General features: G+C 66.9%; 13 protein-coding genes. 8 read left to right on the forward strand and 5 right to left on the reverse strand.

Features of this window, described 5'->3' with window-relative positions; all coding sequences use genetic code 11:
* The 4 genes from ACYVGY_RS06515 to ACYVGY_RS06530 all read right to left on the reverse strand — a co-directional run bounded on the left by ACYVGY_RS06515 (window position 1) and on the right by ACYVGY_RS06530 (window position 4,895).
* Entirely contained in the window at window positions 1-1,344 is a 1,344-nt protein-coding gene (locus ACYVGY_RS06515) for a cytochrome ubiquinol oxidase subunit I (RefSeq protein WP_460456658.1), read from the reverse strand.
* Window positions 1,341-1,910: a GbsR/MarR family transcriptional regulator gene (locus ACYVGY_RS06520; protein ID WP_460456659.1), complete on the reverse strand. Its 570-nt coding sequence runs from the start codon at window positions 1,908-1,910 to the stop codon at window positions 1,341-1,343. The genes ACYVGY_RS06515 and ACYVGY_RS06520 overlap by 4 nt, the downstream gene beginning before the upstream one ends.
* Before the next feature lie 114 nt (window positions 1,911-2,024).
* Entirely contained in the window at window positions 2,025-4,235 is a 2,211-nt protein-coding gene (locus ACYVGY_RS06525; RefSeq protein ID WP_460456660.1) for a DUF5916 domain-containing protein, read from the reverse strand.
* A 177-nt stretch (window positions 4,236-4,412) separates the two neighbouring features.
* Complete coding sequence (locus ACYVGY_RS06530; RefSeq protein ID WP_460456661.1) at window positions 4,413-4,895, reverse strand: SET domain-containing protein; 483 nt, start codon at window positions 4,893-4,895, stop codon at window positions 4,413-4,415.
* 97 nt (window positions 4,896-4,992) lie between these two features.
* On the opposite strand from ACYVGY_RS06530, the gene ACYVGY_RS06535 reads away from it, so the two are divergent.
* The 8 genes from ACYVGY_RS06535 to ACYVGY_RS06570 all read left to right on the forward strand — a co-directional run bounded on the left by ACYVGY_RS06535 (window position 4,993) and on the right by ACYVGY_RS06570 (window position 12,250).
* Window positions 4,993-6,027, forward strand: coding sequence for a VIT1/CCC1 transporter family protein (locus ACYVGY_RS06535; RefSeq protein ID WP_460456662.1), 1,035 nt, complete (start codon window positions 4,993-4,995; stop codon window positions 6,025-6,027).
* A 90-nt stretch (window positions 6,028-6,117) separates the two neighbouring features.
* Window positions 6,118-6,567, forward strand: coding sequence for an SUF system Fe-S cluster assembly regulator (locus ACYVGY_RS06540; RefSeq protein ID WP_460456663.1), 450 nt, complete (start codon window positions 6,118-6,120; stop codon window positions 6,565-6,567).
* Window position 6,568: 1 nt separating this feature from the next.
* On the forward strand, window positions 6,569-8,011 hold the full coding sequence (sufB, locus tag ACYVGY_RS06545; RefSeq protein WP_460456664.1) for a Fe-S cluster assembly protein SufB: 1,443 nt from the start codon (window positions 6,569-6,571) through the stop codon (window positions 8,009-8,011).
* Window positions 8,012-8,114: 103 nt separating this feature from the next.
* Window positions 8,115-8,879, forward strand: coding sequence for a Fe-S cluster assembly ATPase SufC (sufC, locus tag ACYVGY_RS06550; RefSeq protein WP_460456665.1), 765 nt, complete (start codon window positions 8,115-8,117; stop codon window positions 8,877-8,879).
* A gap of 2 nt (window positions 8,880-8,881) precedes the next feature.
* The gene (gene sufD / locus ACYVGY_RS06555; protein WP_460456666.1) at window positions 8,882-10,177 is read left to right on the forward strand and encodes a Fe-S cluster assembly protein SufD; all 1,296 of its coding nucleotides are present in this window, start codon (window positions 8,882-8,884) and stop codon (window positions 10,175-10,177) included.
* Window positions 10,177-11,409: a cysteine desulfurase gene (locus ACYVGY_RS06560; RefSeq protein WP_460456667.1), complete on the forward strand. Its 1,233-nt coding sequence runs from the start codon at window positions 10,177-10,179 to the stop codon at window positions 11,407-11,409. Before sufD ends, ACYVGY_RS06560 begins: the two co-directional genes overlap by 1 nt.
* Window positions 11,406-11,939: a GNAT family N-acetyltransferase gene (locus tag ACYVGY_RS06565; RefSeq protein ID WP_460456668.1), complete on the forward strand. Its 534-nt coding sequence runs from the start codon at window positions 11,406-11,408 to the stop codon at window positions 11,937-11,939. Before ACYVGY_RS06560 ends, ACYVGY_RS06565 begins: the two co-directional genes overlap by 4 nt.
* Window positions 11,936-12,250 (forward strand): non-heme iron oxygenase ferredoxin subunit, encoded by a 315-nt coding sequence (locus ACYVGY_RS06570; protein WP_460456669.1) that lies wholly within the window; start codon window positions 11,936-11,938, stop codon window positions 12,248-12,250. The genes ACYVGY_RS06565 and ACYVGY_RS06570 overlap by 4 nt, the downstream gene beginning before the upstream one ends.
* 147 nt (window positions 12,251-12,397) lie before the next feature.
* Here the strand turns inward: ACYVGY_RS06570 and ACYVGY_RS06575 are convergent, their stop codons facing one another.
* Window positions 12,398-12,988, reverse strand: a complete 591-nt coding sequence (locus ACYVGY_RS06575) for a HutD/Ves family protein (RefSeq protein ID WP_460456670.1) — start codon at window positions 12,986-12,988, stop codon at window positions 12,398-12,400.
* Window positions 12,989-12,999 lie beyond the last annotated feature (11 nt).

The raw sequence follows: 12,999 nt of genomic DNA on the forward strand, positions 1-12,999 counted from the left end.
TCAAACCTCCTTCAGGCCGGCAACCGCCGGACGATGGTCGGGCTTGCCGCGGTGGCGGGCCAGATAGAACAGCACCGACACGTAGGCCGACAGCAGCAAGGCGTACAGCAGCAGGTAAGCCGTGAGGCTGATACCGATGATCGGCGCCGGCGTGGCCGAGGCCGCATCCACCGTGCGCAGTACGCCGGTCACCAGCCAGGGCTGGCGGCCGATCTCGGTCACATACCAGCCCGACAGCGTCGCAACCCAGCCCGACAGCGTCATCGCCACCAAGGCCAGGGCCTGCGCGCGCGTGGGCTCGGCGTTCCGGCGCAGGCGCCAGGCGGTCCACCACGACACCAGCAGCATCAGCACGCCGGTGCCCACCATGATCCGGAAGCCCCAGAACACCGGCGCCACCGGCGGATGCGCGTTCGGGAAGGAATTGAGCCCCTTGATTTCGCCGTCCAGCGAGTGCGTCAGGATCAGGCTGGCAAGCCGGGGAATGCCGATGGCGTAGTCGTTCTCGCGCGTCTCTTTATTTGGCAGCGCGAACAGCAGGAGCGGCGCGCCCTTCTCGTCCTCCCAAATGCCCTCCATCGCCGCTACCTTGGCGGGCTGGTGCTCGAGCGTATTGAGACCATGCAGGTCGCCGACGAAAATCTGCACCGGGATCAGCAGCGCGGCCACGGCCACGCCGGTGCGCATCGCGGCCATCACGTCGGGACCGCGGTCGCGGCGCAGCCAGCGGTAGGCCGACAGACCCGCGACCAGGAAGGACCCGGTCAGGCCTGACGCCAGCAGCATGTGCGTGAGCCGATACGGGAAAGAGGGATTGAAGATGATCGCGAGCCAGTCGGTCGCATGCGCCTGGCCGTCGATCATTTCGAAGCCCGCCGGCGTCTGCATCCAGGAGTTCAGCGCCAGGATCCAGAACGAGGACAGCGTGGTGCCGCCCGCCACCAGCACCGTGGCCACGGTGTGCACGCGCTCGCCGACGCGCTTGCGGCCGAACAGCATGATCCCGAGGAAGCTGGCCTCCAGGAAGAAAGCGGTCAGCACCTCGTAGGCCAGCAGCGGCCCGGCGATATTGCCCACCGTTTCCATGAAGCCCGGCCAGTTGGTGCCGAACTGGAAGCTCATCGTGATGCCGGTCACCACGCCCATCGCGAAGGTCAGGGCGAACACCTTCACCCAGAAATAGTAGGCGTCCATCCAGTGCTGCTGGCCGGTGCGCAGGAAGCGCAGCTTGAAGAACAGCAGGAACCAGGCCAGCGCGATCGTGATGGTCGGGAACAGGATGTGGAAGCTGATGTTGGCCGCAAACTGGATGCGCGCCAGCAGGATCGGGTCGAGTTCGCTCACGACGCCTTCTCCTCGCTGCCCGGCGCCACCCCGCGCATCTTGTCGGTGAACTGCAGCAAGGTGGTGGCCTTGGCGCCCAGCGACATCAGCTTTTCCAGCGTGGACGGCGAGAGCTTGCGCACCTCGGCGAACCATTCGGTCAGCTGTTCGATCAGGTCATGCATCTCGCGCATGCGCGCCTGGGCGTGGCGCTCCTCGGGCGAGTCCGGCGCTTCGAGCAGGGCGTCGCGCAGCATTGACAGGGTCGGGTCGACCTCCCGCCGCTGCCGCTCCTCGGCCAGGGTCTTGAAGATGGCCCACACGTCCTCGGGCGCGGCGTAGAAGTCGCGGCGGTCGCCCGGCTGGTGGCTCAGGCGCACCAGCCGCCAGGACGAGAGCTCCTTCAGGCCCATGCTGACGTTGGACCGGCTGACGCCCAAACGTTCGGTGATGTCGTCCGCCGTCAGCGGCTGGGCCGAGATGAACAGCAGGGCGTAGATCTGCCCCACGGTGCGATTGATGCCCCAACGGCTGCCCATTTCACCGAAATGCAGCACGAAGGACTGGCTAAGCGGGGGAAGGTCCATGTCTGTGTCCGTAGTTTCAGAAATTTCTGAAACATTAGACTTGGATCATTGACAGGGGGCAAGACATCGCGTCCGCCCATTCAGCAATCCATCACCGTGAAGACTAAGGAAAGCTCAGTTGGCGAAGCGATAGCTGAGCTTGATCAGCAGCTGCTCGTCGTCAGCCAGGGAAGTGGCGTCCCCGAGCAGGTCCGCCAGCGAACGCCCTGCGGCCCGCTCGTCCAGGCCACCGCGGCCGTAGACGATGTACAGGTCGGACAGCGGCGCCAGCTCGTAGCGATAGCGCACCTGGAAGCCGAGGTTGGCCAGGCTGAAGTCCGAGACGTCGGCTGGCGTCGCCGTGGCCACCGGCCGGCCTCCGGGGCCTACGGCCCATGTCTGGCGAAGCCGGGCGTCCAGGGCGATGGTTTCGAATTTCACCCGCAGTTCCTGGCGCCGACCGATCTGCCACTGCAGGCTGGCGCTGATCGAGGCCAGGTCAGCGCGGTAGCTGCCCAGCCGGTTGCCGCCGCGCCACAGCAGCCAGTCCGGCAGGTGCTCGACGCCGAGCTCCAGCGCCAGCGACAGGCTGTCGGTGAAATGCAGGGTCGGCTCAAGCTCGAGCTCAAGGCCGGCGCCGGATGCGCCCTCGAGTCCTTCCCCGGCGACCCGGACGCTGCCCTCCCACGACCAGAAACCGCGGCGCGGACGCGAGCGCTCCCAGTAGGCGTAGAGCTTCTCGGGCACGCGCACCGCCCCGTTGCCGCGGGTGATGCGGTCGTCATTGCCGGCGGTCCACATGCTTAAGTCGAAGTACTCCGAGCCACCATCACGGCGCTCACTGGACCGCTGGACCGCCACCGCCTCGGCAATCGACAGGCCGCTGTCGTTGCGCCGCGTGGATGCCGCCCAGCGCCACTCATGCGAGGCAAAAGGCGAACTTTCCGGCTGGTTCGGGTAGCGCCGGGCCAGTTCATAGCGCAGATAGTTGAAGTCGTTGCGGTCCAGGAAACCGATGTCATTGAGCTGCAGTTCGTCGCCCAGGTGCAGCAGGTAAGCCTGCTGGCGCCAGCCACCGCCCAGCTCATGGTCAACGCGAAGCTGGAAGCCGCTGTCGTCGCTGCGCACGCCGGACTGGCGGATGCTCGAGGCCACGAACTGCGAGCGGACGTTCAGCGCCGCCATCGGCGACCACTGGTGGTCGAGCGAATACACGCTGGCCTCGCGGTCCGAGAACGGCGCGTCCACGCGGGTCAGCATGCCGCCCAGGTCCTGGTCGCCGAAGTCGCGGGTGGCGCGCAGCGCGAAGAAGTCGCGACCCAGGTCGCCGTCCTCGGTCGCCGCCAACACGCCATAGCGCACCTGCCCCAGGCTGCCGTTGAGCTTGATGGCGGCGTCCACGTCGGCCCGCTGGCCAATGCGTCGCGTGTACAGCAGGCGGCTGTTGCCGTTGCCGAACGGCACGTCGAACAGGCCCTGGTTCTCGGTGAAGAACGGCCGCTTGTCGCCGAAGAAACTCTCCACCGCGCCGAAATTCACCACCAGGTCGTCACTTTCGACCTGGCCGAAGTCGGGGTTGAGCGTGGCGGACAGCTGGAACTGCCCGTTGGGCTTCCAGAACAGGTCGGCGCCGGCGTCGAACTCGCTGCCGCCGTTGGCGATGTCGCTAACGCCCACCAGGTAGGGCGTGACCGCCAGCAGCGACTGCTCGTAGAACGGCACCTCGATTTTCGCGAACTCGGAAAGGAAGCGCGGCAGCTGGTAGCTGATGCCCGGCCAGCCGTAGCGCTCGCCCGTGCTGCCGACCACGCGGTCCACGTAGATACCCAGGGTGCGCCGGCCGTCCCGCGGCCGCGCCATCGGCGCCACGTGCCAGGGAATCAGCATCTCGACGCTCCAGCTTTCGGCGTCCTGGGTCACGGCATGGTGCCAATGGCCGTCCCAATCGGTGTTGAAGTTGCGCTCGCTGGTGATGACCTCGTCGCTGATGCCGCCGCCGACCGTGACCATGAAGTCGTAGCCGGTGCGGCCGTCACCGTCGAAATCGACCATGAAGTTGACCCGGTCCAGCGAACCGCCCTCGTCGCGGCGCGTGCGCTGGGTGGTGCGCGGCACCTCGGGTGGCTGCTGGTTGCGGAAGGCCACGGCCAGGCCCTTCGGCGTCGCCAACACCCAGGCTTCCGTGCGCAGCCCCGCCGGCTGACCATTGAGCGGCTGCACCATCTCGAAGTCGGTGATGTGGCGGGCGCCGGCCCATTCGCTGGCATCGATACGGCCGTCAACCTCGACGGCGAGGACGGGCGCAGCGACGAACGCGAGGGCGCCGAAGCAGGCAAGGGCTTTCATCAGGAATCCTGGGCGAATGGACGCACGAATGATCGGCGCCTCGCCGGTGATTGGAGCGGGTCGTAAGTCATGGCAACGCATTGCCACCGAAAGCCCCCATACCAAACTGTAGGAGGACCTTCAGGCCCGAAGCTCTTTGCAAAAAGCTTCGGGCCTGAAGGCCCTCCTACAAAAAGCTCAACGCTTTTTGGCGGCCTTGGGCTTGGGCTGGAGCATGGTGCCCGTGCAGTGCTTGGATCCACAGCGGCAGGCCCAGAGCTTTTTGAGCTTCGCGGTATGCGGTTCGTGCAGCACGATGCCGTAGTTGTAGGTCAACTCTTCGCCGGCTGCGATGTCGCGCATGGCTTCGATGAAGATCTTGTCCTTGCGCTTCTTGTCGCCGTCCTCGAACCAGGCGGCCTCGCAGTTCGGGTCGCAGCTGTGGTTGATCCAGCGCGCGTCGTTACCGTCCACGTTGGCATCAATGACGTACTTGTCGTTGAGCGTGAACAGGAAGGTATGCCCGGTGTCTTCGTCCTCGGCGTAAACGGCATCCACTTCATCGTGGGTGCGCAGCTTGCCCTTGTAGCGAATGACTCGCTCGCCCTTGGCGATCGCCTCGGTGGCGAAGACGCCATTGCCGTGGATGGCGGACTGGCGGGCTTCGATCTTCTTGGGCATGCGGGGCATCCGGGCGGCAACAGGGCCGCCATTGTCGCCAATCCGGGCGGGCGGTGCAGCCCCGGCTTATGCTGGGGGTAGTCACGGGAGCATGGCGATGGATCCGGCAAACAGTTGGAACGAGGAAAAGCAGTCCGCCTGGCTGTACCGCGCGCTGGCCGATGCCGAGCGCGACACCCGAATCGCCACCCTGTTCGGTCAGCTAGCCGAGGCGGCCGACCAGCAAGCCGCCACCTGGGAAAGGGCCGCTCGCGACGCCGGCCAGGTCTTGCCCGCCAGCTTCGAGCCCTCGCACAGGGCCCGGCTGGTGGCGGCTCTGGCGCGCCGGCTCGGCCCACGCCGGGTCAAGCCCGCGCTCGCGGCGCTGAAAGTGCGCGGCCTGTCGGCCTACACCGCCGCGCTGGGCGGCCATCTGCTGCCCACCGACTTGGACCAGGTCGGGCTGAGCCACCGCACCGTTGGCGGCGGTAACCTGCGCGCAGCCATTTTCGGCGTCAATGATGGCCTGGTCTCGAACGCCAGCCTGATACTGGGCGTCGTCGGCGCCCAGGCCAGTACCGGTACCGTCCTTGCCACCGGTATCGCCGGCCTGCTCGCGGGCGCACTTTCGATGGCCGCCGGCGAATATGTCTCGGTGCGCTCGCAGCGCGAACTGTTTGAATATCAGATCGGCCTGGAAGCGGATGAACTCAAGCAGTACCCGGAGGCGGAGGCCGAGGAGCTGGCGCTGATCTATATCGCCCGAGGCATGGACCCGGCCCAGGCCCGCGCCTTTGCCCAGCAACTGGTGCGCAACCCGAGCCAGGCACTGGACGTGCTGGCCCGTGAGGAGCTGGGCCTGAACCCGGACGACCTGGGCTCGCCGATCGGCGCCGCCGTGTTCTCGTTCAGCGCCTTCACGATCGGCGCGCTGGTGCCGCTGGCACCCTTCTTCCTGGGAAGCACGCTGCCCAACGCGGCCTATTGGGGCACCGGCCTGGCTGCGGCGGGCCTGTTCGCCACCGGCGCCGCGATGAGCCTGTTCTCGGGCCGCAACCCGCTGTTTGGCGGGCTGCGGATGCTGGGCATCGGCGCACTCGCCGGCGCAACGGTGTTCCTGATTGGCCGCCTGATCGGCGTCGAGGTCGGATGAGCACGGGGCCAGCTTCACACGCCGTGGATTGAGCCTGCCCCAATCAAAGCGTACAATTTCGGTCCTGATTCAATTTCCCGGGTCCGGACCATGCTTCGCGTCACTAAACTCACCGACTACGCCACCGTCATCCTGGTCGCCCTGGCCGAGGAACCCGACCGCGTGCACTCCTCGGGTGAGCTGGCCGAGCGGTCGCGGCTCGAGCCCCCCACCGTGGCCAAGGTGCTCAAGCCCCTGGCGCACGCCGGCCTGGTCGAGAGCTTTCGCGGCGCCAGCGGCGGCTATCGCCTGGCGCGGCTTCCGCAGGACATTCCGCTCAAGGCCATCGTCGAAGCCATCGAAGGCCCCCTGAACATGACCGAATGCTCGGGCGAGCACTCCAACTGCGAGCACGAGGCCCACTGTGGCGTGCAGACGCACTGGCGCCGCATCAATGACGTCATCGCCGATGCGCTCGGCGGCATCTCCCTGGCCGACATGCTTCCGGCGTCGGCCGCCCGCAAATCCATTCCGCTGCAGCTCGCGGCAACAGGAGGCTGACATGGCCATCCAGAACCAGGAAATCGTCGAGAAGCTGTCGCGCCGCTACGACGCCGGCTTCATCACCAATATCGAGTCCGATACCTTCCCGCCCGGCCTGAGCGAGGACATCATCCGCGCGCTGTCGGCCAAGAAGGAAGAGCCGGAGTGGATGACCGACTGGCGCCTCGCCGCCTATCGCCACTTCCTCACCATGCCGATGCCGGAATGGGCCAAGCTGCGTATCGCACCGATCGACCTGCAGGCGCTTAGCTACTACAGCGCCCCCAAGGGCCCGAAGTACCAGTCGCTGGCCGACGTGCCGCAGGAGCTGCTCGACACCTACGACAAGCTGGGCGTACCGCTGCACGAGCGCGCGCGACTGGCCGGCGTGGCGGTGGACGCGGTGTTCGACTCGGTATCGGTCGGCACCACCTTCCGCAAGGAGCTGGCCGAAAAAGGCGTGATCTTCTGCTCGATGTCCGAGGCCATCAAGGATCATCCGGATCTTGTGCGCCAGTACCTGGGCAGCGTAGTGCCGACCGGCGACAACTATTTCGCCGCGCTCAACTCGGCCGTGTTCTCGGACGGCAGCTTCGTGTTCATTCCCCGGGGCGTGCGCTGTCCGATGGAGCTGAGCACCTACTTCCGCATCAACGCCGGCCACACCGGCCAGTTCGAACGCACCCTGATCATCTGCGAGGAAAAGGGCCACGTGTCCTACCTTGAAGGCTGCACCGCCCCGCAGCGCGACGAGAACCAGCTGCACGCGGCGGTGGTCGAGCTGGTGGCGCTGGAAGACGCCGAGATCAAGTACTCGACCGTGCAGAACTGGTACCCGGGCGACGAGAACGGCGTCGGCGGCATCTACAACTTCGTGACCAAGCGCGGCGAATGCCGCGGCGACCGCTCGAAGATTTCCTGGGCCCAGGTCGAAACCGGTTCGGCCATCACCTGGAAATACCCCAGCTGTGTGCTCAAGGGCGACGATTCGGTGGGCGAGTTCTATTCGGTGGCGCTCACCCACCATCACCAGCAGGCCGACACCGGCACCAAGATGATCCACCTGGGCAAGAACACCAAGTCCAAGATCATCTCCAAGGGCATCAGCGCCGGCCGCGGCCAGAACACCTATCGCGGCCTGGTAAAAATCGCCAACACCGCCGCCGGGGCCCGCAACTACACCCAGTGCGACAGCCTGTTGATCGGCAAGCTCTGCGGCGCGCATACCTTCCCCTACATCGAGGTCAAACACCCGACCGCGACCGTGGAGCACGAGGCCACCACCTCCAAGATCAGCGACGACCAGCTGTTTTATTGCCGCAGCCGCGGCATCGGTGAAGAAGACGCGGTGTCGATGATCGTCGACGGCTTCTGCAAGCAGGTCTTCAAGGAGCTGCCGATGGAGTTCGCGGTGGAAGCGAAGAAACTGCTGGAAGTGTCGCTAGAAGGCGCCGTCGGCTGACCCCCTCTCCCTGTAGGAGGGCCTTCAGGCCCGAAGCCTTTCGCCGAAAAGCTTCGGGCCTGAAGGCCCTCCTACAGGAAACTGGAAACTACGAGGCAAGAACATGCTCAAGATCGAAAACCTCCACGTCCGCGTCGCCGGCAAGGACATCCTCAAGGGTCTCTCGCTGGACGTTAAGCCCGGCGAGGTGCACGCCATCATGGGTCCCAACGGCGCTGGCAAATCCACGCTCGGCAACGTCATCGCCGGCCGCGAAGGCTATGAGGTGGTCGAGGGCTCGGTGCAGCTCGAAGGCATCGACCTGCTGGCGCTGGAACCCGAAGAGCGCGCCGCCGCCGGCGTGTTCCTGGCCTTCCAGTATCCGGTCGAAATCCCGGGCGTGAACAACACCTACTTCCTGCGCACCGCGCTCAACGCCCAGCGCAAGGCGCGCGGTGAGGAAGAGCTCGATTCGATGCAGTTCCTCAAGCGCGTGCGCGAGAAGCTGGCCGTCCTGCACCTCAAGGACGAGCTGCTGCATCGCGCCGTCAACGAAGGCTTCAGCGGCGGCGAGAAAAAGCGCAACGAGATCTTCCAGCTGGCCCTGCTCGAGCCGAAGCTGGCCATCCTGGACGAGACCGACTCGGGCTTGGACATTGACGCGCTCAAGGCCGTGGCCGACGGCGTGAACCTGATGCGCTCGCCCGAGCGCGCCTTCCTGGTCATCACCCACTACCAGCGCCTGCTCGACTACATCAAGCCCGACGTGGTGCACGTGCTGGCTGACGGCCGCATCGTTGAAAGCGGCGGTCCGGAGTTGGCGCTCGAACTCGAGGCGCACGGCTATGCCTGGGTGAAGGACCGGATCGCGCCGGGGGCGTCGGCCTGAGCATGAGCGCCCTGCTGCAATCCTTCGACGCCGGCTTCGCCGCCTTGTCCACCGCGCAGGTGGACGCACTGGGGCTGGGCCCCGCCCGACGTGCGGCCCTGGCGGCTGCGCTCGCGGCCGGTCTGCCGGGCCCGCGCAGCGAATCCTGGAAATACACTTCGCTGCGCGCACTCGCGGCGCGCAGTTTCGTGGCTCCTGCACCCGCGGCGGTTGATGACGACCTGCTGGCGAGCATCCCGTCGCCGCGCCTGGTCTTCGTCAACGGGCTGTTCGACCCCGCACGGTCCGCGCTGGACGCGCTGCCGTCCGGCGTCGAGCTGCGGCCCATGTCGCAGGCATTGGCCGGCGATGATCCGCGGGCGGTGGCGGTGTTCGGCCGCGTGTTCGATCAGCCCGATGCGCTGTTCGCGCGCTTCAACGCCGCCCTGGCGATCGAAGGCGTACTGCTGCGCGTGGCCGCGGACGCAAAGGTGGCGACGCCGCTGCATATCGTGTTCGTGGGTGCGCCGATGGCCGGCGACGCCGCGATGCACCTGCGGCACCTGATCGAGCTGCGTGCAGGCGCTTCGCTCTCCTTGGTCGAGCACCACTTGGGTGCCGGGGCGCATCGCCATCTCGCCAACCACCTGACGCACGTGCACCTGGCGCGCGGCGCCCGCCTGAGCCATGCCCGGGTGCAGGACGACGCCACCGGTGCCAGCCTGTTCGCCCGCACCGATGCCGTACTGGCGGCGGAAGCCAGCTATCGCCGCGCCGACCTGGAGCTGGGCGCCGGCCTGTCGCGCCACGAACTCAACGTTGACCTGCAGGGCAACAACGCCGTGCTCGAGGCCGGCGGGGTGCTTCTTGCCGACGGTCGCCGCCACCTCGACACCCGGCTCGGCGTTCGCCACCAGGCCCGCGACACCCGCTGCGAACTGCCCTGGCGCGGCCTGGCCGATCAGCGCGGCCGCGTCGTCTTCCATGGCGGCATAGAAATCCAGGCCGGCGCGGACGGCAGCGACGCCAGCCTGTCGAACAAGAACCTGCTGCTCTCCGACGCCGCCGAGATCGACAGCCAGCCGGTATTGGTCATCCACGCCGATGAAGTGAAAGCCGCGCATGGCGCCACCGTCGGCCGGCTGGACGAAACCGCGCTGTTCTACCTGCGCAGCCGCGGCATCCCGCAGCCGCTGGCCCGCGCGCTGCTGGTGCAGGCCTTCCTGCGCGAGCCGCTGTCGGTGCTGGGCGATGCCGCGTTGGCCGAAACCCTCGGCGCGCAACTTACCGCCCGCCTGGACACCGAGGACGCGAACTGATGAACGCCGCATCGCCCCGACCGGACTGGCTGGCCATTCGCGCCGACTTCCCGGTACTTACCCGCCAAGTGCACGGCAAGCCGCTGGTTTACCTGGACTCGGCCAATACCTCGCAGAAGCCGCAGTCGGTCATCCGCGCGGTGGATTCTTTCTACCGCGAGCACAACGCCAACGTCTCGCGCGCGGTGCACGCACTGGGCAGCGAAGCCACCGAGGCCTATGAAGGCGCGCGCAGCAAACTGGCCGGCTTCCTCAATGTGCCCGCCGACGAACTGGTGCTGACCTCAGGCACCACCTTCGCCATCAACCTGGTGGCCTACAGTTTCGCGCTGCCGCGCCTGGGCGCCGGCGACACCATCTTGCTCACGCGCATGGAGCACCACGCCAACATCGTGCCCTGGCAGCTGGTGGCCGAGCGCACCGGTGCGAGTATCAAGGTGGTCGAGATCACGCCCGAGGGCGCGCTGGATCTCGACGACCTGCGCGCCAAGCTCACCGGCGACGTGAAGCTGCTGGCCTTCACCCACGTGTCCAACGTCCTGGGTACGGTCAATCCGGTGGCGGAGATTTGCCGGGAAGCGCGCAAGCGCGGCGTCATCACCGTGGTGGATGGCTCGCAGGCAACGCCGCATCGCGCCGTCGACATTCCGGCGCTGGGCTGCGACTTCTATGCCTTCACCGGCCACAAGATGCTGGGTCCGACCGGCACCGGAGGGCTTTGGGCGCGGCGCGAGCACCTCAAGGCGATGCCGCCCTTCCTGGGTGGCGGCGAAATGATTCGCGAAGTCCGCTTCGAGAAAACCGTCTACAACGATCCGCCGCACAAGTTTGAAGCCGGCACGCCCAATATCGCCGGCGTGGTCGGCCTGGGCGCGGCGGTGGACTACCTGCAGGCGATCGGCATGGCCGAGATCGAAGCGCGTGAACAGGCCCTGCTGCGCATCGCCGAAACCCGCCTGTCGGCCATCCCCGGCCTGCGCATGTTCGGCACCGCACCGGGCAAGGCCGCCGTGATCAGCTTCCTGGTCGAGGGCGCGCACGCGCACGACCTGGCCACCCTGCTCGACCTGGAAGGCATCGCCGTTCGCTCCGGCCACCACTGCGCGCACCCGCTGATGGCGCACTTCGGCGTGCCGGCCACATGCCGGGCGTCGCTGGCCTTCTACAACACCCACGTCGAGATCGAAGCGCTGGGCGACGCGATCGAGAAAGTCCGGAAGCTGCTGGCATGAACGCGCCGCAGGAGCTGGCCTATCGCGCGGCCACGCCGGCGGACGCCAACGCGATTGTTGCTTTGGTCGAGTCGGCCTACCGCGGTGAGGCGAGCCGGGTCGGCTGGACCACCGAGGCCGACCTGCTCGATGGCCGCCGCACCGGCGTGGACGACGTGCTGGCCTGCATCACCCGGCCGCGCAGCCAGATACTGCTGGCCGAGCGCGAGCGCCAACTGCTGGCATGCGCCCACGTTGCCGACGAAGACGGCGCCGGCTACTTCGGCATGTTCTCGGTGGTTCCCGGCCTGCAGGGCACCGGCATTGGCAAGGACGTGCTGGCCGAGGCCGAACGCATCGTCCGCAGCACCTGGCGGCTGCCGGTGATGCGCATGACGGTGATTGATGTGCGCGATGAGTTGATCGCCTTCTACGAACGGCGTGGCTACCGCCGCACCGGCATCAAGAAGCCCTTCCCCTACGGTGACGTGCGATTCGGCCTGCCGCGCCGCGACGACCTGCGCTTCGAGTTGCTGGAGAAAACGCTGTGAGCGCCTGGGTCCGCGTCTGCGCCGAGTCCGAACTGTTGCCCGGCGAATCGCAGGTTGCCTGGGACGGCGATACGCCGATCCTGGTGGTCAATCTTGACGGCGAACTGTATGCCGTAGAAGACAAGTGCACGCACGAGGACTTCGAGCTCAGCGCCGGCCCGATTGACGGCGACCAGATCGAATGCACCCTGCACGGCGCGCGCTTCGACCTGAAAACCGGCGAAGCGCTGTGCGCCCCCGCCTACAGCGCCGTCGCGAAATTCCCGGTCAAGCGCGAAGACGGCGCCGTCTGGACCCGCGACGACCGCTGACCCCTTTGGACGACCGCTGATTCCTTTGGACGACCGCTGATTCCTTTGGACGACCGCTGACTCCTTTGGACGACCGCTGATTCCTTTGTAGGAGGGCCTTCAGGCCCGAAGCTGTTCGCCCCAAAAGCTTCGGGCCTGAAGGCCCTCCTACAAGGGGCTGAGCTTGGCGAGCAGGAGTTCGCCGCCGCCGTCCAGGATACGGCGGGATGGGCCATTCGGGTCGTAGGTCATCAGCAGGCTGTCGCCCTGGGCCAGGTGCAGCGGGCGCGCGAGGTCCTTCACGTGCGCCTGGCCCTGGAGCAGATGCACCAGCCAGGTGACGCCCGGCTCGGCGAAGAAAACCATCGCGCCTACCAAAGGCCGATGCAGCAAAGTTGCTTCGACCGCGTCGCGGCGCCAGATCAGATTGAAGTCGTGGGTCGGGCCGCTCACCAGTTCGGCGTGCAGTTCGCGTTCGCCGGCGAAGCGCAGGCGCTCGTGCGGCGGCATCATCGCGACGCGCTCTTGCTCGCCGTCGTCGAACTGCAGATGCATGCCCTCGCCCGCCAGCAGCACCAGCTCGCGATCGCAGCCGGGGAAGGGCGAGAATGGCGCATCCTGGTCGATCTCCGCGATCGAAACGCGCCATTGCCAGTCAGCGGTCGCGTCCGGGTGGCGGTGGATCTCACGGGTCCAGCCCCGTTCATTGCGCCAGCGCTCGCGGCGGTATTCGTTCGCGGGCAGGTGCTGGAGCTGCATCAGGTCGCCTG

This window comes from Arenimonas alkanexedens (genome assembly GCF_054781355.1).